At 74.1% G+C, this 21210-nt stretch carries 16 protein-coding genes and 1 pseudogene; 7 read left to right on the top strand and 10 right to left on the bottom strand.

All coding sequences use genetic code 11. From position 1 onward, the window contains the following. Nucleotides 1-145: 145 nt before the first annotated feature. The 4 genes from trxA to murJ form a co-directional block, all read right to left on the bottom strand. Entirely contained in the window at nucleotides 146-472 is a 327-nt protein-coding gene (gene trxA / locus F1C76_09875; GenBank protein QNG36861.1) for a thioredoxin, read from the bottom strand. Between the two features lie 67 nt (nucleotides 473-539). Then, nucleotides 540-1547, bottom strand: coding sequence for a thioredoxin-disulfide reductase (gene trxB, locus F1C76_09870; GenBank protein ID QNG39142.1), 1008 nt, complete (start codon nucleotides 1545-1547; stop codon nucleotides 540-542). Nucleotides 1548-1606: 59 nt separating this feature from the next. Beyond that, nucleotides 1607-3220, bottom strand: a complete 1614-nt coding sequence (locus F1C76_09865) for a hypothetical protein (GenBank protein ID QNG36860.1) — start codon at nucleotides 3218-3220, stop codon at nucleotides 1607-1609. 65 nt (nucleotides 3221-3285) lie between these two features. After that, entirely contained in the window at nucleotides 3286-5160 is a 1875-nt protein-coding gene (murJ, locus tag F1C76_09860; protein QNG39141.1) for a murein biosynthesis integral membrane protein MurJ, read from the bottom strand. Between the two features lie 958 nt (nucleotides 5161-6118). Between murJ and F1C76_09855 the strand changes: the two genes are divergently transcribed. After that, nucleotides 6119-6367 (top strand): hypothetical protein, encoded by a 249-nt coding sequence (locus F1C76_09855; GenBank protein QNG39140.1) that lies wholly within the window; start codon nucleotides 6119-6121, stop codon nucleotides 6365-6367. A gap of 1554 nt (nucleotides 6368-7921) precedes the next feature. On the opposite strand, the gene F1C76_09850 is transcribed toward F1C76_09855, so the two are convergent. Continuing rightward, nucleotides 7922-8398 (bottom strand): NUDIX hydrolase, encoded by a 477-nt coding sequence (locus F1C76_09850; protein QNG36859.1) that lies wholly within the window; start codon nucleotides 8396-8398, stop codon nucleotides 7922-7924. Nucleotides 8399-8503: 105 nt separating this feature from the next. Between F1C76_09850 and F1C76_09845 the strand changes: the two genes are divergently transcribed. Together F1C76_09845 and F1C76_09840 are read left to right on the top strand one after the other, a co-directional pair. Beyond that, nucleotides 8504-9931: a CCA tRNA nucleotidyltransferase gene (locus F1C76_09845; GenBank protein ID QNG39139.1), complete on the top strand. Its 1428-nt coding sequence runs from the start codon at nucleotides 8504-8506 to the stop codon at nucleotides 9929-9931. Nucleotides 9932-10085: 154 nt separating this feature from the next. Further along, nucleotides 10086-10952, top strand: coding sequence for a hypothetical protein (locus F1C76_09840; GenBank protein QNG36858.1), 867 nt, complete (start codon nucleotides 10086-10088; stop codon nucleotides 10950-10952). Here F1C76_09840 and F1C76_09835 read toward each other — a convergent pair. Then, a complete protein-coding gene (locus F1C76_09835; protein QNG36857.1) occupies nucleotides 10908-12251 on the bottom strand; it encodes an MFS transporter in 1344 nt (447 codons plus the stop codon). The two genes, F1C76_09840 and F1C76_09835, sit on opposite strands and share 45 nt — an antisense overlap. Nucleotides 12252-12340: 89 nt before the next feature. Here F1C76_09835 and F1C76_09830 point away from each other — a divergent pair, with 89 nt between their 5' ends. Next, the gene (locus F1C76_09830) at nucleotides 12341-12997 is read left to right on the top strand and encodes a hypothetical protein (protein ID QNG36856.1); all 657 of its coding nucleotides are present in this window, start codon (nucleotides 12341-12343) and stop codon (nucleotides 12995-12997) included. Nucleotides 12998-13095: 98 nt separating this feature from the next. On the opposite strand, the gene F1C76_09825 is transcribed toward F1C76_09830, so the two are convergent. From F1C76_09825 to F1C76_09815, 3 genes and pseudogenes are all read right to left on the bottom strand, one after another. Further along, complete coding sequence (locus tag F1C76_09825; GenBank protein ID QNG36855.1) at nucleotides 13096-13875, bottom strand: hypothetical protein; 780 nt, start codon at nucleotides 13873-13875, stop codon at nucleotides 13096-13098. A 70-nt stretch (nucleotides 13876-13945) separates the two neighbouring features. Next, on the bottom strand, nucleotides 13946-15025 hold the full coding sequence (locus F1C76_09820; GenBank protein ID QNG36854.1) for an inositol-3-phosphate synthase: 1080 nt from the start codon (nucleotides 15023-15025) through the stop codon (nucleotides 13946-13948). Nucleotides 15026-15081: 56 nt separating this feature from the next. Further along, nucleotides 15082-15668 (bottom strand): annotated as a pseudogene (locus F1C76_09815) (PadR family transcriptional regulator). 188 nt (nucleotides 15669-15856) lie between these two features. On the opposite strand from F1C76_09815, the gene F1C76_09810 reads away from it, so the two are divergent. From F1C76_09810 to F1C76_09800, 3 genes are all read left to right on the top strand, one after another. After that, nucleotides 15857-16252, top strand: a complete 396-nt coding sequence (locus tag F1C76_09810; GenBank protein ID QNG39138.1) for a hypothetical protein — start codon at nucleotides 15857-15859, stop codon at nucleotides 16250-16252. A gap of 115 nt (nucleotides 16253-16367) precedes the next feature. Further along, a complete protein-coding gene (locus tag F1C76_09805) occupies nucleotides 16368-18749 on the top strand; it encodes a penicillin-binding protein (protein QNG36853.1) in 2382 nt (793 codons plus the stop codon). An 82-nt stretch (nucleotides 18750-18831) separates the two neighbouring features. Further along, nucleotides 18832-20325: a DUF2029 domain-containing protein gene (locus F1C76_09800; GenBank protein QNG39137.1), complete on the top strand. Its 1494-nt coding sequence runs from the start codon at nucleotides 18832-18834 to the stop codon at nucleotides 20323-20325. Nucleotide 20326: 1 nt separating this feature from the next. Here the strand turns inward: F1C76_09800 and F1C76_09795 are convergent, their stop codons facing one another. After that, nucleotides 20327-21139, bottom strand: a complete 813-nt coding sequence (locus F1C76_09795; GenBank protein QNG36852.1) for a deoxyribonuclease IV — start codon at nucleotides 21137-21139, stop codon at nucleotides 20327-20329. Nucleotides 21140-21210 lie beyond the last annotated feature (71 nt).

Raw genomic sequence — 21210 nt, 5'->3', positions numbered from 1 at the left:
GGGTGCTCGGCGTCCGCGCGGGGAGGGCCGGACGCGACGGGGCCCGGACGCTGTGGTGCGGCGTCCGGGCCCCGTCGGGTCTACGGCCTGGCTGCAGGGTCCCGCGGCGTGCGGAGCACGTCGTGGGGGGCAGTCAGGTCCTTCTTCAGATGAAGTCGGCGAGGTCGGAGAGGATCGCGCCCTTGGGCTTGGCGCCGATGATGCTCTTGACCGGCTTGCCACCCTGGAAGACCGTCATGGTCGGGATCGACATGACCTGGTAGTCGCGGGCGATCTGCGGGTTCTCGTCGATGTTCAGCTTGGCGATGGTGAGCTTCTCGCCGTGCTCGCTGGCGATCTCCTCGAGCACGGGGGCGACCATCTTGCACGGGCCACACCACTCGGCCCAGAAGTCGACGAGCACGGGCTTGTCGCTGCCCAGGACGTCGGCAGCGAAGCTGTCGTCGGTGACCTTCACGGTGTTGCTGGCCATGGTGGTGGCTCCTTCGGTGGGGGTGGTGCCGGGGTGAGGGGAGGTGGAGGGGACGGCCTGGCGGCCGTCAGCGCTCGTCGAAGGTGTCGGCGAGCCAGCGCTCGGCGTCGATCGCGGCGGCGGCACCGGTGCCGGCCGAGGTGATCGCCTGGCGGTAGATGTGGTCGACCACGTCGCCGCAGGCGAACACGCCGTCGATGTTGGTGCGGGTGGTGGGGTGCTCGACCTGCACGTAGCCCTCGTCGTCGAGCTTGAGCTGCCCGGCGAACATCTCGCTGCGCGGGTCGTGGCCGATGGCCACGAAAAGGCCGCTGACGTCGAGGGTCTCGGTGGCGCCGGTCTCGGCGTCGGTCAGGGTGACCGACTGCACCTGGGTGTCGCCGTGCACGTCGGTGACCTGCTTGCCCAGCGCCCAGCGGATCTTCTCGTTGTCCTGGGCGCGCTTCTGCATGATCTTCGAGGCGCGCAGCTCGGGACGACGGTGGACCACGGTGACCGTCTTGGCGAAGCGGGTCAGGAAGGTGGCCTCCTCCATCGCGGAGTCACCACCACCGACGACCACGATGTCCTGGTCGCGGAAGAAGAACCCGTCGCAGGTGGCACAGGCGGAGACACCGTGACCCAGCAGCCGCGCCTCGTTCTCCAGGCCCAGGTACCGGTACTTGGAGCCGGTCGCCACGATCACCGCGTGGGCCCGGTGCACCTCGTCGCCGACGGTCACCGTCTTGGGGGTGGTGGTCAGGTCGACCGAGGTCACGTCGCTGGGCACCAGCTCGGCGCCGAAGCGCTCGGCCTGGGTGCGCATGTCGTCCATGAGCTGCGGGCCCTGGACGCCCTCGGGGAAGCCGGGGAAGTTCTCCACCTCGGTGGTGGTCATCAGCGCGCCACCGAACTGGGAGCCCTCGAACACCAGGGGGTGCAGGTTGGCCCGCGCGGCGTAGGTCGCAGCGGTGTACCCGGCCGGACCGGACCCGATGATGATCAGGTCGCGGACCCCGTCGTGCTCTGCCGGCGGGATGGCCGGGGGGCCGTCCGTCGAGACAGCAGGTCCGGGAGTGGGCTGGTTCGTCGTCACAGGCGGCACAACGGACAGGGTAGGGGTGTCATTCCCGGGCTGCGGGCCGTGCGGGCTGCTCAGCCGGCGTCGGCTGCCACCGGGGTGACCTCGGACAGGTCGGCGGAGAAGCCCTCGTCCTGGGACACCAGACCGGTCACCCACACCAGCACGTAGCGGGTGGTCACCGGCTCGGCGAAGGTCAGGTCGTCGGTGCCGGTGAGCTCGCCCTCGGCGGCCACGGGGTAGGAGTCGAGCTCGCCGTCGGCACTGGAGCCGGTACGGACCTCGACGGTCGCGCCCGGGGTGTCGGTGCCGATGGTCACCGCGGAGAGCGCCTGCTCGGTGCCCAGGTCGTAGAGCACGCCGACACCGGGCTTGAGGTTGCCGAACTCGGCACTGCCGCGGTAGTTCAGCGTCGGCCAGGAGGTGGCGGGGTCGCCGTCGTAGGAGAGCGGGACGTCGTCGTCGTTCTCGGGTTCACCGTCGCCGAAGGGGTCGAACACCTGCGCCGAGGCGATCGCCAGGGGGGCGGGCGCGGCTTCCTCCGCGGGGGCGCCGCCCTCGGCAGGGGCCTCGGTGGTGGGGGTGGAGCCCACCGAGTCCTCGGTGCTGGAGGCCGCGGAGACGACGTTGGTGCCCAGCCAGTACCCGCCGGCGACGACGAGCACGAGTGCCAGCAGCGGCAGGCCGACCACCAGCAGGGTGCGACGCCAGCCGCCGGCCCGGACCTCGTCGTCCTCGTCGGGGTCCTCGGGGCTGCCGTCGTGGAACGCCCCGCCCCAGTCCAGCCGTTCGTCGGGGTCGTCGCGCTGGGCGGCCCGGGAGCGCGGCACCGGCGGGAGGGTGGCGCGGTCGACGGGCACGGGGGCGTCGTCGGTGCCGTGCACGGCCTGGGCCTGGGCCTCGGCGGCATCGGCCTCGTCGCGGCGGTCACGCAACCGGCGGAGCCAGCCGCTGTCGGCCTCGTCGGGGCGCGCAGCGGGGATCGGTCCGGTGTGCCCGCCCCGGGGCGGCTCGCCGAGCAGCGCGGCCATCGCCGCGACGCTGGACAGCGCGGTGCCGGGTTCGGTCGACCGGGCCCGGCGGACGAGGGCGGACAGGTCGGGCTGGGCGATGACGGGCTCGGCGTGCCCCTCGCCGGGCAACCCGGTCAGGCACAGCTCGAGGAGCGCACCGAGGGCGGCGATGTCGCCGGGGACGGTGCCCTCGGCGGCGGGGACGGCGAGCAGGCCGACCAGGCCGCCGGGCCGCAGCACCACGTGTTCGGGCGTCAGACCGCCCACGGCCAGACCGACCCGGTGCGCCTCGGCGACGCCCTCGGCCAGCCGGCGGACGACGGTGCGGGCCTCGCGCTCGGGCAGGGGGCCGGTGGCCAGCCGCTCGGCGAGGGTCTCCCCCTCGATCCACTCGTTGACCACGTAGGCCGCGGGGGTGTCGTCGGAGGTGCCCTCGGCGGCGTCGTAGACCATCGACAGGGCCGGGGTGGCCAGGCCGCCGGCGGTCAGGGCGCGGGTGATCCAGGTGCGGGCGGCCGGGCCGCCGGGGGTGTGCACGCGCAGCGCGACGTCCCGGTTGAGGACCCGGTCACGGGCCCGCCAGGAGCGGATGACACCGGTGCTGGTGGGCTCGTCGGGAGCCAGCTGGTCCAGGGGCCGGTACCGGTCGGGCAGCCCGGTGGTCGTCGACGTCACGGGCGCTGCCGACCTCCTGGGTCCCCCGCCGGCACAGGGTGCGCCGGACTGGCACGAGGGTCGGGTCAGCGCCGTGCACGACCCAGCCGGGACCGGATCGCCGCGACCGGACCCGAGACCTCGGGGACCTTCGCCAGCACGACACCCACGACGACCGCGGTGCCGATGACCACGGTACCGATCAGGAGGGTCGCCAGCGACTCCGCGAACGTGCCGGGTTCGGTACCGGTGGTCAGCGTGAGGGCGCCCCAGCCCAGGGCCCCCGCGACCACGGAGACGGCAAGCAGCTTGAGCACCGACGCGGCCGCGTCCCCGGTGCGCAGCGCACCGAGCCGCCTGCGCAGCGCGAGGTCGCCGACCACCCAGCCGGTCACGTACGTCAGCGACGTCACCACCATCAGCCCGGCGACCACGTGCCGCGGTTCCACCACCGCCGGGACGGCGAACAGCAGCGGCACCCGGACGGCGACCATGGCGATCTGGATCAGCGTGGGGGTCCGGGCGTCCTTCATCGCGTAGAAGACCCGCAGCTGCAGCAGGGTGACGGCCATGGGGAGCAGCCCGAAGGCGCCCCAGGCCAGGGCCTGGCCCATCGCGGTCGCGTCGGTGGGCGTCGTGCGGCCGATGCTGAAGGCGATCGTGGTAACGGCCGGGCCGAGCACGACGAGGAAGGCGGTCACCGGCAGCAGGCCGGTCGCCGACAGCCGCAGGCCCAGCGACAGGTCGGCGGCCACACCGGGTACGTCCTGTCTGCTGGCTGCCCGGCTCATCCGGGGCACCAGGGCGGTCAGCAGCGCGACCCCGATGATCCCGTAGGGCATCTGGAACAGGAGGCTCACGATGCTCAGGGCCCCGGGGCCCAGGCCGCCCTCGCGGCTGGCCGCGTTGGCCACCCGGGTCGAGACGAGCACGCCGACCTGGCTGACCGCGACGTAGGCGATCACCCAGAGCCCGAGCGTCCCGGCCTCGCGCAGCCCGGTGCCGCGCAGTCCCCAGCGGGGTCGGAACGGCACGCCGACCTTGCGCAGCTGCGGGACCAGCACCAGTGCCTGGACGGCGATGCCCAGGGTCGTGCCCAGGCCGAGCAACCAGACCTGGGTGTCGGTGATGGTCACCGGCGTCAGGTCCCCGGGGCCGCCGGCCAGGGCGAACAGCACGGCGGTCGCCATCACCACCAGGTTGTTCAGCACCGGCGCCCAGGCCGGCCAGCCGAACACCCCCCGGGCGTTGAGGATCGCCGTGGCCAGTGCACCCAGGCCGTAGAAGACGATCTCCACCAGGAGGAGCCGGGCCAGCCAGTTGGCCAAGGCGACCTGTTCGGGGTCGCCGGTGATCCCGTAGGCCCGGGTGAGCAGCGGGGCTGCCAGGACCGCCAGCGCCGTCATCACCGTGAGCCCGACCATGGCCACGGTGGTCAGCCGCTGGGCGTAGCCCACGCCACCGTCGGCGTCCTTCTCCTGGGCCCGCACCAGCAGCGGCACGATCACCGAGGTCAGGACCCCGCCGATCAGCAGCTCGTAGACGATGTTCGGCAGCGTGTTGACGGTCGTGTACGTGTCGTTGACCAGGGCCACGCCGAGCACGGCCGCGAGCACGATGGTCCGCAGCAGCCCGGTGATCCGGGAGACCAGGCTGGCCACCGCCATCGTGCCGGCGGCCCGGAGGATCCCGCGGCTGCCGCCGGGGCGGCCCTCGCGGAGCTCGACCTGGCCGGTGTCCTCGTCCTCGTCCTCCTGGCGGACCAGCGGCACCGGGGGGAGCACCGGGATGAGCTGGGTGTCCTCGGAGGCGGGCAGGAAGCGCTCGCGCAGCGGGACGTGCTGCTCGACCGACCGGGGGCCGGGCTGCACCGGGGGCGCGTCGGTCGGGGGCAGGGCGAGGGGGTCGTGGTCCGGTGGCAGCACGGGGGGTGCGACCGGTGGGGGCAGCGCGGCACCCAGCGGGCTGACCCGGGTGCCCGGAGCGCGCTCGGCGGGTGCCTGCCGGGGTGCCGCTGCCGGGGGTGCACCCGGGCCGCGCCCGGACCTGCCGAGGGGGGCGTCGGTGTTCCCGAACGCCCCCGCCGAGGGGGAGGCCAGCGGCGGGGCCGCCCGGTAGGGCGCCGGCGGCAGGGGTGCCGCAGGCCTGGCCTGCTCGGTCGAGCGGGGGCCCGACGCGGCGCGCGGCCGTTCCCCGGTCGTCGGCCGCGCCGGCGGGACCGGGGGCAGCAGCGGCCCGGGTGGGGGCGTCGGCTGCTCGGCGCGGGTCCGCTCGACGATCTCCTGGACGGTGGTGGCCTCCGAGGACCCGGGGGCCTCCTCGGCCTCGGGGGTCGCCTCGTGCCGGTGGCTGCCGGTCACACCGGGCTCCGTCGGGTCGGCGGGGGGCCGTTCTCGGCCGGGCCGGGACCGTCCACGGGCACCAGGACGTCGTCGTCCACCGGCCGGGGCTCCCCGCGGCGTCGGCGCAGCACGAAGAGCACCAGGCGGCGCAGGAAGAGCAGCCCCAGCAGGGCGGCGGCGCCGATCGTGATGGCGAGGGTCATGGGCCCGTAGGCGGTGCTGGTGACCCGCATCTGCACCGACTCGCCCAGCGGTCCACCGGTCGGGGTGGTCAGCATCGCCACGACCTGGAAGGAACCGGACTGCCGCACCTGGGTGGGCACGGTGACCGTCGTCCGCGACTGGGGCTCGACGGTGGCCGCCGGCACCTCGCCGGAGCTGAAGCCCACGTTGCCGCGCGAGGTCAGCGCGACCCGGACCGTGACGGCGAAGGGCAGGTCGTTGCGCACCGTGAGCACCAGCGGGGCGTCGCTGGAGGCCAGGCTGTAGGCGCCGTCGGCCGGGGAGAGCAGGCTGACCTGGCCCCGCAGCCCGGTCAGCGTGTCCAGCACGTCGGCGGCCGCGGCCGCGAACCCGTCTGGCTCCCCGCGCCAGGCCGAGGACGACGCGCGCGACACCGCCGCGTCGTAGCCGGCCAGTGCGGTGTCGGCGTCCCCGACGACCGCGGCGGCCACGTCCTCGCGGATGCCCACCGCGGCGGCGAGGTCGGCCAGCGGGGGGCCGGACAGCTGGTCGGCGGCAGCGGGGTCCACGAGGTCGCCGGCCGCGGCGACCGGGCCCTCGGCCAGCTGTTCCACCGACGCGGCGGCCAGCCAGGGCTGGGTGACCGTGTCGGCCATCATCGCCGTCGCCCAGTCGGGGTCGGCCTCCAGGTCGCGTGGGGGCACCACGAGCACGGTCTGCGCGACGGCGGGGTCGACGGTGGCCAGCTGGTCGGTGAGCACGCCCAGTTCGGCCAGGTACCGCTGCTCGGCGACCCGGGGCCCGCCGGCGGTGGTCTCGGCGGTGGCGACCACCTCGGACAGTGCGGGGTCGGCGACGAGCGTCGTGGTCTCCCCGGACGCGGTGTCGACCGGGACGCGTGCGGCGGCGGTCTCCCCGGTGCCGCCCAGCGCGGCCGCGGCGTCGGTGTACCCGTCGGCGGACAGCACGAGCTGGTCGACCCCGCCGGCCTGCAGGGTGGCGAGCGTGTCGGCGCGGACGGCGCCCTCGGCCGGCCACGCGAGGTCCGTGCGCGGGGTGACCCCGAGCTCGTCGGCGAGCAGCTGCGCCCCGGCGCCGGTGGTCGCCGGCTCCACCGGCTCCGGGTCGGGCGCCGCGGTCGGGGTGGCGGCGGGGTCGCCCCCGGCGTCGGTGGGCTGGAGGGCGGTGCCCTCCGGGGTGCCGGGCAGGCTGCGGGTCAGTGCTCCAGCCAGGCCGGCGGCCTGCAGCGCGTCGGCGTCCACGTCGGCGTAGGGCAGCGCGATGACCGGGTGCACGGCGGCCAGCGCGCGCAGCCGGTCCAGCCAGTCCGCCGCGGCGGCCGAGCCCGCGCCGGTCTCGCCGTCCACCGTGTACCCGCCCCGCATGGCGGCCAGCTCCTCGACCAGTGCCGGGTCGACGGCCAGGCTGACCGGCACGGTCGTCCCACCGTCGGGCAGCTGTTCGACCACGTCGAGCATCCGGTCCAGCCGGCCGTCCGCGGACACCTCGGCCGCCAGGTCGTCGTCGGTGAAGGCGCCCTGGGCGTCGCGGTGCGGCCGGTCGGTCAGCGGCCACAGCCAGGCCACCGTCGTCCGGCTGGTGGGCTGGCCGGGCTGGACCACGTCGGGCTGGACCACCAGGTGGGTGGACAGCTCCCCCACCCGCTCGACCAGTCCGGCGCGGGTCCCGTTGACGTTGACCAGCACCGGGTAGACGCCGGCCTCGGTGAGCTGCAGGTCCGCCGCGGTGGCGGTGTAGGTGAACGCGATCGAGTCGCCGGGCTCGAGCTCCCCGGGCACGGGTGCGAAGGCCGCCTGGGCCGCGCCCCCGGTCGAGGGCGTGGCCAGGTCCTCGGTCAGCGCCTGCCGGGTGGTCAGCCGGTCACCGCGCTGCAGCCGGAGGCTGAGGTCGGTGAGGGTGTCGTCGCCGTCGTTGACCAGGCTGACCGACATCTGGACGGTGGCGGACGGGGTCACCGTCCGCGGCTCGAGCCGGGTGATCGTGACGTCCACCGGCCGCTCGGCGACCGAGCTGCCGGTCGGGGCCGAGGACGCGGGCGTGCTGCTGGGCCGGGCCGGCGCCGCGGAGGCCGGGAGACCGGGCAGGAGCGTCGCCCCGGCGACGAACGCGGCGAGCACGGCGCACCGGGCCCGAGCGGCGACGGGTGGGCGGCCGGCGCCGCCGGCGGCCCGCCGGTTCACGCGGTGTCGGCCAGCAGGCCGGGGGCGCGCTCGACCAGAGCCCGCTCGTCGGCGTAGGCCAGCCGGCCCGACAGCTCGGCCAGGGGCACCCAGGCGACCTCGGTGACCTCGACGTCCTCGTCGGAGAGCTCGCCGCCCACGGCCCGCAGGAGGAAGTGGTGCACGGTCTTGTGCACCCGTCGTCCGTCGGCGACGAACCAGAAGTCGATGATCCCCAGCGGGGCGAGGACCTCGCCGAGGATGCCGGTCTCCTCGGCCACCTCGCGGACGGCGGTGTCCTCGGGGGTCTCACCGGCCTCGATGTGCCCCTTGGGCAGGGACCAGAGCAGACGGCCGCGACGGTCGGTGCGGCCGATCAGGGCCGCGCGAGGCCCCGTGCCGTCGTCGTCGGCGACCACCAGGCCACCGGCGGAGGTCTCGTCGACCCGGCGCAGCCGACGGCCCGGGCGTCGTCGCCCGCCCGTCCCAGCCATGCCAGGAGGGTAGCGCGGGCCGCGGCAGTAGCCTGGCTGGTCGTGTCCGTCGAGCCTCCGCGTCGCCCCTCGGGTGACCCCTCCCCCGAGCCCGTCCCCGAGGCGGTGCAGGACACCGTCCGCGCCCTGGTGGACCTCACTCCGGTGCTGGGTGAACTCGGCGAGCGCTTCACCGCGGCCGGCCACGAGGTGCACCTCGTCGGCGGGTCGGTCCGGGACGCGCTGCTGGCCGCCGGCGCCGGCGAGCCGCGGCTCGGTGACCTGGACCTGACCACCTCGGCGCGCCCCGAGGAGACCCTCGCCGTCCTCGCCGGGTGGGCCAGTTCCACGTGGAACACCGGCATCGCCTTCGGGACCGTCGGTGCCGAGGTCCGCGGCGAGCGGCTGGAGATCACCACCTACCGCGCCGACCGCTACGACCGGGAGTCGCGCAACCCCGAGGTGGCCTGGGGCGACTCGCTGGTCGACGACCTCGCCCGCCGGGACTTCACCGTCAACGCGATGGCCGTCTCGCTGGGCCCCGACCGCACCGTCACCGACCCCTTCGGCGGGCTCGGCGACCTGCTCGCCCGGCGGCTGCGCACCCCCGGCCTGGCCACCGACTCCTTCGCCGACGACCCGCTGCGGATGCTCCGCGCCGTCCGGTTCGTCGCCCAGCTCGACCTCACCCCGGTGCCCGAGGTGGTGGAGGCGATGACCACCCTCGCCCCCGAGCTGGCCCGGATCACCGCCGAGCGGGTGCAGCACGAGTTCTCCCGCACGCTGCTCAACCCCGCGCCCCGGGCGGCGCTGGAGCTCTTCGTCTCCACCGGGCTGTCCGACGTCGTCCTGCCCGAGCTCTCCGCGCTGCGGATGGAGATCGACGAGCACCACCAGCACAAGGACGTCTACACCCACTCCCTCACCGTCCTCGACCAGGCGATCGCGCTGGAGCTCGCCGACCCCGACGCCGTCTCCCCCGACCTGGTGCTCCGGCTGGCGGCCCTGCTGCACGACATCGGCAAGCCGGCCACCCGCCGGCACGAGCCGCGCGGCCGGGTCTCCTTCCACCACCACGAGGTGGTCGGCGCCAAGCTCGTGCGCAAGCGGCTGCTGGCGTTGAAGTACCCCAAGGAGGTCGTGGAGCAGGTCTCCCGGCTGACCTTCCTGCACCTGCGCTTCCACGGCTACGGCTCCGGCGAGTGGACCGACTCCGCCGTCCGCCGGTACGTCACCGACGCCGGCGAGCTGCTGACCCGCCTGCACAAGCTGGTGCGCTCGGACTCCACGACCCGCAACAAGCGGCGCGCGGCCATGCTCTCGGCGACCTACGACTCCCTGGAGACCCGGATCGCCGAGCTGTCCGAGGCCGAGGACCTCGCGCGGGTCCGGCCCGACCTCGACGGCAACCGGATCATGGAGCTGCTGGAGATCCCACCCGGCCGCGAGGTCGGCGAGGCCTGGCGCTTCCTCAAGGAGCTCCGCCTCGAGCGCGGCCCGCTGGACCCCGACACCGCCGAGGCCGAGCTCCTCACCTGGTGGCGCTCCCGCTGAGTGGAGGGTGAGAGCGCAGGTCTCCTGCTCTCCCACCCTCCGTCTGTGGACAGCGGGAGGGGAGTCGCGGAGATGACGTCAGGCTGCGGCGGTGCTCCTGCCTCTCGTCGACCACCTGGGTCGCCCGGTCGCTCACCGCAGTCGGTTGACGCAGGTGTCCACCTACCGCATCCGGACGGCGGTCCGGGGCGGTCGGTGGCAGGAGCCGTTGCCGGGGGTCGTCGTGGGCCACACCGGGCCGCTCACCCGCGTCGAACGGTGGCAGGCAGCGCTGGAGTACGCGGGCGACGGTGCGGTGCTGTCGCACCGCAGTGCACTCGTCTCGGTGGGGGCGCGGGTCAGCGAGCTCGACCTGGCACCCCGACCGGCCGGTGTGCGGGGGACCTACGAACGACCACCCGAGGGTGGACTCGTCGAGGTCACGGTGCCGCACGGCCGGCACCTCGACTCCCGTGGCTTCGTCGTCGTGCACCAGAGCCGTCGGGCCGTCCCCGAGCCCCACTCCGTCGACGGACTCCCCTGCTGTCCCCCGGCCAGGGCTGCCGTCGACGTGGCCGTCACCGTCCCGAGGCGCCGGGACGTCGATCACGTCGTCTCCGACGTCCTGCAGAAGGAGCTGAGCTCTGTCGCCGAGCTCTGCGCCGAGGCCGTTCTCCTGGGACGGCGACGGACACCGTGGCTGGAACAGGCACTGCTCGACGCAGGGAGGGGGATGCGGTCCGTCGGGGAGAGCGACCTCCGGCGTGTGGTCGCGATGGCCGGACTGCCGGAACCCGAGTGGGGGGCCGAGGTGGAGACCGCGATGGGCACGTTCGAGGTCGACGCCCTGTGGCGGCGGGCGGGGGTCGTCGGCGAAGCCGACGGACGGGCCTGGCACCTGGGGGCCGCGGACTGGGGGTGGGACCTGCGCCGTCAGAACGCGATCGTGGGCACCGGCCTGACGCTCCTCAGGTGGCCGGTGAACACCATCCGGTGGTCACCGGCTCGGGTCGCCGCGGAGCTGAGCCCGCTCGTCGCCTGAGCGGAGGGCAGGAGCGGAGGAGACCTGCGCTCTGGCACTCCACACTCCGTAGGCAGCGGCGAGGAGGAGGTAGCCGGCGCCGACGACGAGGAGGACGGCGACGCTGACGCCGGACTCGGGGAGGACGACGGCGCCCAGCACCAGGGCGGCCACGAAGGTCGCGTTGAAGACGGTGTCGTAGACGGAGAAGACCCGGCCGCGGAAGTCGTCGTCGACGAACTCCTGCAGGGTGGTGTCCACGCAGATCTTCACCGCCTGGGCGACGAAGCCGAGCACGAAGCCGGCGGCCACGATGGTGGGCGGCAGGAACGGCAGGCCGAGGGCGAGCTGGCCGACGCCACCGAGCACCAGGGCCCCGGTCGTCCAGCGGACCTTGCCCCAGCGGCGGACGGCCCACGGGGTGACGGAGGCGGCGAGCAGGGTGCCGACGGCGCCGGCGGCGAGCACCTGGGCCAGGCCGCCCAACCCGGCCGGGAACAGCGTGCTGCCCTCGGTGAAGGTGTTCCGGTAGAGCAGCAGCGTCATCAGGGTGAGCAGGCCGTACCAGACCCGGTGCACCGCCATGACGGCCAGCACGGCCGTCACCGGGGGGTGGTCGAGCACGTGCCGGGCCCCGGCGGCCAGGCCGTGCAGCACGTCGCGGGCCGAGGCCGTCGCCGTCCGGGTGAGGTGGTCGGGGCCGAGGTACGGCCGGGCGAAACCGGCGACGACGGCCGAGGCCACCAGGTAGGGGACGCCGGAGAGCAGCGCCAGCAGCGCGTACCCGCCGTTGCCGGCGCCGAGCAGGCCCAGGGCGCCCACGGCCACCCCGCCGCCGACGACGGTGGACACCGCTCCCGAGGTGGTCGACAGCGCGTTGGCCGACACGAGCACCCCGCGGTCGACGGTGTGCGGCAGGCCGGCCGACAGCGCCGAGAGCACGAACCGGTTGACCGAGAACACGCTTAGCCCGGCGAGGAAGAAGGCCGGCCCACCGACCCCGGCCCAGGTGATCGTGGCGACGACGGCGACCAGGCCGGCCCGCAGCACGTTGGCCCACAGCAGCACCTGGCGGCGGCTCCAGCGGTCCAGCCAGACGCCGACGAAGGGCCCGATCAGCGAGTACGGCAGCAGCAGGACGGCGAACCCGAGGGCGACGTCGAGCGGGTCGGTGGCCTGCTGGGGGTTGAACAGCACCGTGCCGGCCAGCGCGGCCTGGAAGACCCCGTCCCCGAACTGGGAGGACAGCCGGGTCAGCAGGAGTCGACGGAAGTCCCCGCGGGCCAGCAGCCGACGTGCCACCACCGCACGTCCCGCCACCCCCAGGACCCTACGTCCGGGGAAGCGAGACGCATCCGGACGTGTGGAGGGCACCGCCGGACCCCGATCCTGGGGCACACTGGCAGCCGATGAACCCGGTGCCCGCCTCGTCCGACCCGGAGCGTCGGCCCGCCGCCTCGGCTGCGGGCCGGCCGTCCGCCGTCGCCGCCCCGCCGGTCTCGATCGGCACGCTGGACGACGTCCGACCCGGTGCCCTGCTGGTCGCGATGCCGATGCTGACCGACCCGACCTTCGCCGGCACGGTGGTCTACGTGCTCGACCACTCCGCGACCGGCACGGTCGGTGTGGTGCTCAACCGGCCCAGCGAGGTGGCCATCCACGACGTGCTCCCGGGCTGGTCGGACCTGGCCGTCGAGCCGGGGGTCTTCCACGTCGGCGGGCCGTGCGAGAGCGAGACGGCGCTGTGCCTGGCGGTGGCCACCGGCCGCCCGGGCGCGGCACTGCAGACGGTCGACGGCGACGTGCACCTGGTCGACCTGGACTCCGACCCCGACGAGCTGGGCCACGGCATCGCCGGGCTGCGGGTGTTCGCCGGGTACGCCGGGTGGTCGCCGGGCCAGCTCGGCGCGGAGATCGCCGAGGGCGCCTGGGCGTGCCTGGCCGGGCAGCCCGACGACGTCGTCTCCACCGTCGGTGGGGCCGCGCTGTGGCGGTCGGTGCTCGGCCGGCAGACCGGCCGTCGGGCCGTGCTCTCCACCGCCACCGCGGACCCGTCGCAGAACTGAGCGCGCCGGGCGCGCAGCACGTCGCGCTCTGGTAGAACTCGACCTGCGGGAGGGACGGTCTGGGGAAGAGACCGTCCCTCCCGCGCTGTCTCCCCCCGTCAGAAGCCGAGCTCGGCGACCACGTCCGGGTAGTCCGCGGCCTGGGCGGTGACGTCCTCGCCGGGCAGCGTGATCGAGCGCTCCCCGTGGTCGGCCAGGGTCACCGTGACGTCGAAGGTCTGGTCGGTGAGCCGGGTGACGTACTGCAGCAGCAGTTGGTCGGCTGCGGACACGGCCACGGTGGTGCCGGCCCCGAACTGGTAGACCCCGGCGAGCTGGCCGTTGACCGAGGACTGGCCCTGCCAGGTGTAGTCCCGCTCGAGGAAGGCACGTGGGTCGTCGTCGGCGCGGGCCGAGAGCCGCGGCACCAGCTGGACCAGCACGTCGACCAGCGACGCCGTCCCGTCGGGCTGGGTGCTGGAGATCGGGCGCTGCAGGTAGGTGACGTCGGGACGGCCGGCGGCGGCGATCGCCTCGGTCAGCCCGGGGACGTCGCCGTACCAGAGGTCGGTGGCGGTGAAGAACAGCGTGCGGGTGTCGTCGGGCCGGCCGTCGCTGTAGCTGGTGACGGCCTGCGCGCTGCCCTCGCCGCGGCGGAAGTCGACCTCGCCGGTGAGGGTCAGCACGGTGCCCTCGGCGAACGGGGCGGCGACGGTGAAGTCGGCGCCGCCGGCCTCGAAGTCCCGGTGCAGCAGGCCGGCGAGCACGTCGGCCTCGTCGGCGGTGATCGGGTCACCGGGGGCGCGGGTCGCCGAGGCGCCGCCGTCGTCCCCGCAGCCGGCGAGCAGCGCCAGCACCAGACCGAGGACGACGACGAACAGGCGGGGCCGGGCGGACATGGCCCCACCCTAGGAGGGCTCCCTGGACGCCCTCGGGGCCCCGGACCAGCAGGTCCGGGGCCCCGGTGGATCAGGCGCCGGCGTCGCCGCGGATGAACGCCTCGACGGCGTCGCGGGCCTCGGAGTCGCTGTACTGCACCGGCGGGCTCTTCATGAAGTACGACGAGGCCGACAGGATCGGGCCGCCGATCCCGCGGTCCAGGGCGATCTTCGCGGCGCGGACGGCGTCGATGATGATGCCGGCAGAGTTCGGGGAGTCCCAGACCTCGAGCTTGTACTCCAGGTTCAGGGGGACGTCGCCGAACGCACGGCCTTCGAGGCGCACGTAGGCCCACTTGCGGTCCGAGAGCCACGGCACGTGGTCCGACGGGCCGATGTGCACGTTGCCCTTGCCCATGTCGCGGTCGACCTGGCTGGTCACCGACTGGGTCTTGGAGATCTTCTTGGACTCCAGGCGCTCGCGCTCGAGCATGTTCTTGAAGTCCATGTTGCCGCCGACGTTGAGCTGCATCGTGCGGTCCAGCTGCACGCCGCGGTCCTCGAACAGCTTGGCGAGCACCCGGTGGGTGATGGTGGCGCCGACCTGGCTCTTGATGTCGTCACCGACGATCGGCACACCGGCGGCGGTGAACTTCTGGGCCCACGCGGGGGTGCCGGCGATGAAGACGGGCAGGGCGTTGACGAAGGCGACCTTGGCGTCGATGGCGGCCTGGGCGTAGAACTCCGCGGCCTCCTGCGACCCGACGGGCAGGTAGCAGACCAGGACGTCGGCACCGGACTCGCGCAGCGCGGTGACCATGTCGACCGGCTGCTCGTCGGACTCCTCGACGATCTCCCGGTAGTACTTGCCCAGGCCGTCCAGGGTGTGCCCGCGCTGCACGGTCACGCCCAGCGGCGGGACGTCGGCGATGGTGATCGTGTTGTTCTCGCTGGCGACGATGGCCTCGGAGAGGTCACGGCCGACCTTCTTGGCGTCGACGTCGAACGCGGCGACGAACTGCACGTCCCGGACGTGGTACGGCCCGAACTCGACGTGCATCAGCCCGGGGACGGACTGGGTGGCGTCGGCGTCCTTGTAGTACTCGACGCCCTGCACCAGCGACGCGGCGCAGTTGCCGACGCCGACGATGGCGACCTTGACTGAAGACAACGGGGTTCCTCCTTGTGCCAGCACACGTGCGTGCTCGGCTCCGATGACGAGATGGCTCAGGTGGTGGTGCTGTCCGGCTCCGGCGACGCTGCCGGGTCGGCACGTTCTCGATCGATCAGCTCGGACAGCCACCGGACCTCGCGGTCCACCCCGTCGAGCCCGTGGCGCTGGAGCTCGAGGGTGTAGCGGTCCATCCGCTCCCGGGTCCGCGCCAGGGCGGCCCGCAGCCCGTCGCGCTGCTGCTCGACGGTGCGGCGGCGGCCCTCGAGGATGCGCAGCCGGACGTCGGCGGCGGTGGAGCCGAAGAACGCCAGGTGGACGCCGAAGCGCCCCTCGTCGTCGTAGGCCTCCGGGCCGGTCTGGCTGACCAGCTCGTGGAAGCGCTCCTTGCCCTCGGCGGTGATGGCGTAGACGACCTTGCCGCGCCGCCCGGTGAGCGGCGGTGCGTCCGCGGGGAGCAGCGCCTTGGGGTCGCCGTCCACGACGGAGACCAGGCCGGCGGCGAGCATCCGCTTGAGCGCCGGGTAGAGCGACCCGTAGGAGATGCTGCGCAGCCCCCGAGCACGCCGGCGAGCTGTTTGCGCAGCTCGTAGCCGTGCATCGGGGACTGGTGGAGCAGACCGAGGATGGCGAACTCGAGCACCCCGCCACCTCGTTCCGTCCTCGTCCACCGCTGATCGATGTATCGCGACGATACATCGACGCACGGCCGGCGGTGCAACTCCGGATGACGCCCGGGTGTCCGCCCGGGGATGCCCGCGGAGGGGGGACGGCGAGGCCCTGCGTGCGTACGATCGCCAGGTGGCCGGAGCTGCGGTGGTGAGGCGGGCGGTGGTCGACTACGCCCTGCGTCGCCGTTCGCTGCTGGCCGACGTCCAGGCCGGCCGGACCACCGTGTCCGAGGTCTGCGACGCCGGCCCCCACCTCGCCCGGGCGGCCAAGCACCACGGCGAGACGGTCGACCAGACGTGCCCGGTCTGCCAGGTCCACCGGCTGACCGTGGTCAACTACGTCTACGGCGACGCCCTCGGGCCGGTCGCCGGGCAGGCCAAGACCCAGGTCGAGCTGGCCCGGATGCACGCCGTGCAGGACGAGTTCAGCGTCTACAGCGTCGAGGTCTGCCGGGGTTGCGGCTGGAACCACCTGGCCTCGTCCTACGTCCTGGGTGCAGAGCCGCTGCCCGGTCGGGCGCCCCGCAAGACCCGCCGCCGGGCAGCCACCGAGTAGGCGTTCGGCCCGCCGGGAGCGCCGCGCTCCCCCGTTCCTCACAGCTCGACCCGCCATCCTGGGTGCGTGGCGCACGCCTGCGCCCGCCCACCGACTCGAGAGAGGGGCCACCGCCGTGCCTCCCCACGACGAGACCTCCCCCGTCGGGCAACCTGCTGGTTCGCTCCGCCGTCCGCCCCCTGTCCGTGAGACCCGGTCCGGGGGTGGCGGTCGCCGTCCCGGCCCGCCGGACCCCCGTCGTCCGGCCCGCGCCGACCGCGGCCGCACGACCGCCTCCCGCAGTGGCGGCGCCTCCGTCCAGGCCCGCAAGCCGGCGCCCAGGCGCAAGGGCAAGCGGACGGCGAAGCAGAAGCGGCGGCGGGTCTACAAGGTCCTCGCCGCGCTGGTGGCCAGCGTGGCCGTGCTCCTCGGCGTCTTCGTGGGCGTGGTCTACGCCAACACCACCGTCCCGAGCCTGGACGACGTCCAGCAGGACCAGCTCTCGATCATCTACTACTCCGACGGCACCACCGAGATGGCCCGGCTCGGCACCGAGAACCGGATCAACGTGCCGCTGGACCAGGTCTCCGTGCCCGCCCGGGAGGCGGTGCTGGCCGCGGAGAACCGCAACTTCTACGACGACCCGGGCATCTCGATCACCGGCATCGCCCGAGCGGCGTGGAACAACCTGACCGGTGGCTCGACCCAGGGTGGCTCGACGATCACCCAGCAGTACGTGAAGAACACGCTGCTCACGGCCGACCAGACGTTCAGCCGCAAGTTCCAGGAGCTCTTCCTCGCGGTGAAGCTGGACAACAGCTACACCAAGGACGAGATCCTCGAGGGCTACCTCAACACCATCTACTTCGGCCGCGGCGCCTACGGCATCCAGGCCGCGGCGCAGGCCTACTTCGGCGTCGACGCCTCCGCGCTGACCGCGCAGCAGGGCGCGGTGCTGGCCGTGCTGATCCGCAGCCCCAGTGCCTACGACCCGGCCACCAACCCCGAGGGCTCGCAGGACCGCTGGGGCCTGGTGCTCGACGGCATGGTCGAGCAGGACTGGCTGACCGCCGACGAGCGGGAGGCCTCGACCTACCCCGAGGTGCTGCCCGCCTCCACGGCCAACCTGAACTACCCGGAGGGCTCGGAGGGCTTCATCGCCCGCCAGGTGGTCCAGGAGCTGGAGACCACGTACGGGCTCACCGACCAGGACATCTTCGCCGGTGGCCTGCGGGTCACCTCGACGGTGAACAAGGCCTACCAGGACGCCGCGGCGGCCGCCGTCGCCGACGTGATGGAGGGCGAGCCCGAGGGCCTGCGCGAGGCACTGGTCTCGGTCGACCCGCGCACCGGGGCCGTGCTGACCTACTTCAGCCCGGTCACCAGCACCGGCACCGACTACGTGCAGGCCCAGCGCCAGCCCGGCTCGTCGATGAAGCCCTACGTGATGGCCGCGGCCCTCGAGCAGGGCATCAGCGTCAACGCCCGGCGCGACGGCAGCTCGCCGCAGACCTTCTCCGACCGCGGGACGCCGGTGCGCAACTCCGGCGGTGCCTCGTGCGGCTCCTGCACGCTGGTCCAGGCGATGACCCGCTCGCTGAACACCACCTTCTACGGGCTCGCCCTGGAGGTGGGCGGCGACACCGTCCGCGACGTCGCGCTCGCTGCCACCGGCATGCCCGACGTGTGGCCCGAGGGCACCCAGCTGGGCAACATCGAGGGCGGCCCGCTGCGCACGCTGTCCAGCCCGGAGACCCGGCAGACCGGGTCGGCGATCGGCATCGGCGAGTACGAGATGCGCCCGATCGACCAGGCGGCCGGCTTCGCGACGATCGCCAACGGCGGCGTGCACCACGCCACGCACATGGTGAGCTCGGTGACCGACGCCGAGGGCGGCGTGCTGGTCTCCCCGGAGTCCGTCGTGGACGCCGGCACCCAGGCCATGCCGGCCGACGTCGCCAGCGACACCACCTTCTCCATGGAGGGCGTCGCGGAGTACTCCCGCCGCTCGCTGGACGGCGATCGCCCGGTGGCCAGCAAGACCGGCACCCAGGGTCAGGGCGACGACAACTCCGACGCCTGGATGGTCGGCTTCACCCCGTCCATCTCGACCGCGGTGTGGATGGGCAACGACAGCCCGAGCGACCCGATCGTGAACGCGGCCGGGTCCATCGTCTTCGGGTCCGGTCTGCCGGGTGCGATCTGGCAGCAGTACATGGACGCCGTCCTCGCCGGCACCCCGGTGGAGGAGCTGCCGGACTCGGCGATCATCCGCGGGGACACCGGCAACAGCGTCCCGGCGCCGCAGACCACCCAGGCCCCCCGGCCGACGACGCAGGCGCCCCAGCGGACGACGCAGGCGCCGGCTCCGACGACGGAGGAGGCGCCGGTGACCACGGAGGCTCCCCCCGTCACGACAACGGCACCCACGACGGCCGCGCCCACGACCCAGGCGCCGGTGCCCACGACACCGTCACCGGCACCGGCGGTGCCCATCCCGGGGCAGCCGGTCGGTTAGGCACACTGACCGCGTGACCTCGAACGACACGGGCCCGTCCCCGGCCGACCAGCCGGGTGACGGGCCCGTGTCGTCCCCGACGGTGAGCCGGCCGCCGCAGGTCGCCGCGCCCGAGTGGCCCGACCGCGTCGTCCCCAGCTGGTCCGACCGGGTCGCGCGGCAGGCCAGCGAGGCCTTCGGCGGCCCCTGGGGCCGGCACGCCGTCACCGGACGGGCGCTGTTCTGGACCCCGCTGCGGGTCTGCCTGCTGTTCACCGTCGTCGTGCTGGCGCTGGCGTGGGCGAAGCAGTCGCCGTGCTCGGACGGCAACTGGGCGGGGTCCAAGCAGTACACCCACCTCTGCTACTCCGACACCGTGCCGCTGTTCGGGCTGCGCGGGTTGTCGGAGGGGCTGACCCCCTACCTGGACTCGCCGCTGGAGTACCCGGTGCTGACCGGGGGGTTCATGGCGCTGGCCGCGCTGCTGGCCCGGGCCTACGACACCGCCGCCGACGCGGTCGGGCTGCTGCCCTCGGTCGTGCCGGTGCAGAGCTACTACGTGGTCACCTGCCTGATGCTCAGCGTCTGCGCCCTGCTGGTGACCCGCTCGGTGGCCGGGTTGAGCGGCCGCCGGCCGTGGGACGCCGCCATGGTCGGGCTCTCGCCGCTGCTGTTCGTGCACGCCTTCACCAACTGGGACCTGTTCGCCGTGGCGCTCGCGACGCTGGGCCTGTGGGCCTGGGCGAAGGAGCACCCGGCACTGGCCGGGGTGCTGATCGGCCTGGGGACGGCGGCCAAGCTCTACCCGGTGCTGCTGCTGGGGGTGCTGCTGGTGCTCTGCCTCCGTACGTGGCAGCTGCGGCCGTGGCTGACCGCCACGCTGGCCGCCGCCGGGGCGTGGCTGACGGTGAACCTGCCGATCGCGCTGCTGGCACCGGAGAACTGGCGGGAGTTCTTCGCCCTCAACGACAGCCGCCCGGCCGACCCGGACACGCTGTGGAACATCGCGATCACCGCCTCGGGGGACCGGCTCTTCGACGGCCCGCTCGCCGCCGGGGAGTCACCCGCGGTGCTCAACGCGGTCATCGCGGTGCTGCTGGTGGTGATGGCCGCGGCCGTCGGCTGGCTCGCGCTGGCCGCGCCCACCCGGCCGCGAGTGGCCCAGCTGGCGTTCCTGCTCGTGGCCGGCTTCCTGCTGATCAACAAGGTGTGGAGTCCGCAGTACTCGCTGTGGCTGCTGCCGCTGGCAGTGCTGGCCCGCCCGGCGTGGCGCTCGCTCCTGCTGTGGCAGGCCACCGAGGCGCTGCTGTGGGTGCCCCGGATGCTCTGGTACCTGGGCACCGACAACAAGGGCATCGACGTGCAGTGGTTCTTCCTGGCCGTCGGACTGCGCGACGTCGCCGTCCTGGTGCTGGTGGCCCTGGTCGTCCGGGACGTGTGGCGGCCGGAGGGGGACCTGGTCCGGCGCAGCTGGCCCGGGACCGACGACCCGGCCGGCGGGGTGCTCGACCGGGCCCCGGACCGGTTCCGGCTGGACGGCCTGCGCCCGGTGCTGACCCGGCGGGCCGAGCCCGCACCGGAGCCCGTCCCCGCCTGAGTCAGCCCAGGGTCTCCCGCAGCAGGGCGATCTCGGCGGCGTGCGAGGCGGCGTCGCCCGGGGTCTCCAGGACCACGGGGCAGCCTGCGGTGCGCGCGACCTCCAGCAGCAGCTCGGTCGGGATCTCCCCCGCCGACAGCGGGGCGTGCCGGTCGCGGTTCGAGCCGGCCTCGTCCCGGCTGTTGTTCAGGTGCACCAGGTCGATGCGCCCGGTGATCGCGCGGACGTCGTCGACCACCGTGGCGAGGTCCCAGCCCGCGGCCCACGCGTGGCAGGTGTCCAGGACGAACCCGGCGCCGAACTCACCGACGGCCTCCCAGAGCCGGGCGACCGCCTCGAGTTCGCGGGCCATCGCGTGGTCACCGCCGGCGGTGTTCTCGATCCACACCGGGACGCCGAACCCGCCGTCGCCGGCCTGCCGCTCGAAGAGCTTGCGCCAGTTGTCGAAGCCCGCCGCCGGGTCGTCCTTGCCGGTCACGTGCCCGCCGTGCACGACCAGGCCCACCGCGCCGATCGCGGCGGCGGCCGTGGCGTGCTGGCCGACCAGCTTGCGGCTGGGGATGCGGATCCGGTTGTTCGGGGAGGCCACGTTGAGCACGTAGGGGGCGTGCACGACCAGGGCGACGTCGCCGGCGGTGAGCTCGTCGACGTCCGGGCGGGGCTTCGGGGCCTTCCAGTCCTGCGGGTCGGCCAGGAACACCTGGACGACGGCGGCGTCGACCTCGGCGGCCCGGGCCAGCACCCCGCCGTCCTCGACCTGGTTGTCGGCGGTGAGACCGGACCCGACGTGGACTCCCACGAGTTGCGAGGACATGGCACGACCCTAGGAAGGGTGACCGACAGAAGTCCTCCAGGTGCGGGCGTACCCCCGGCGGCACACCCTCG

The organism is Geodermatophilaceae bacterium NBWT11, assembly GCA_014218215.1.
Lineage (GTDB): Bacteria > Actinomycetota > Actinomycetes > Mycobacteriales > Geodermatophilaceae > Klenkia.
This window is presented reverse-complemented; position numbering and strand designations above follow the sequence as displayed.

What these genes read in the sequence shown, in the direction of transcription:
- F1C76_09825 (QNG36855.1), bottom strand. Translation starts at nt 13,875, where the DNA reads ATGTCCGCCCGGCCCCGCCTGTTCGTCGTCGTCCTCGGTCTGGTGCTG.
- F1C76_09850 (QNG36859.1), bottom strand. Translation starts at nt 8,398, where the DNA reads ATGGCTGGGACGGGCGGGCGACGACGCCCGGGCCGTCGGCTGCGCCGG.
- F1C76_09795 (QNG36852.1), bottom strand. Translation starts at nt 21,139, where the DNA reads ATGTCCTCGCAACTCGTGGGAGTCCACGTCGGGTCCGGTCTCACCGCC.
- F1C76_09830 (QNG36856.1), top strand. Translation starts at nt 12,341, where the DNA reads ATGAACCCGGTGCCCGCCTCGTCCGACCCGGAGCGTCGGCCCGCCGCC.
- trxA (QNG36861.1), bottom strand. Translation starts at nt 472, where the DNA reads ATGGCCAGCAACACCGTGAAGGTCACCGACGACAGCTTCGCTGCCGAC.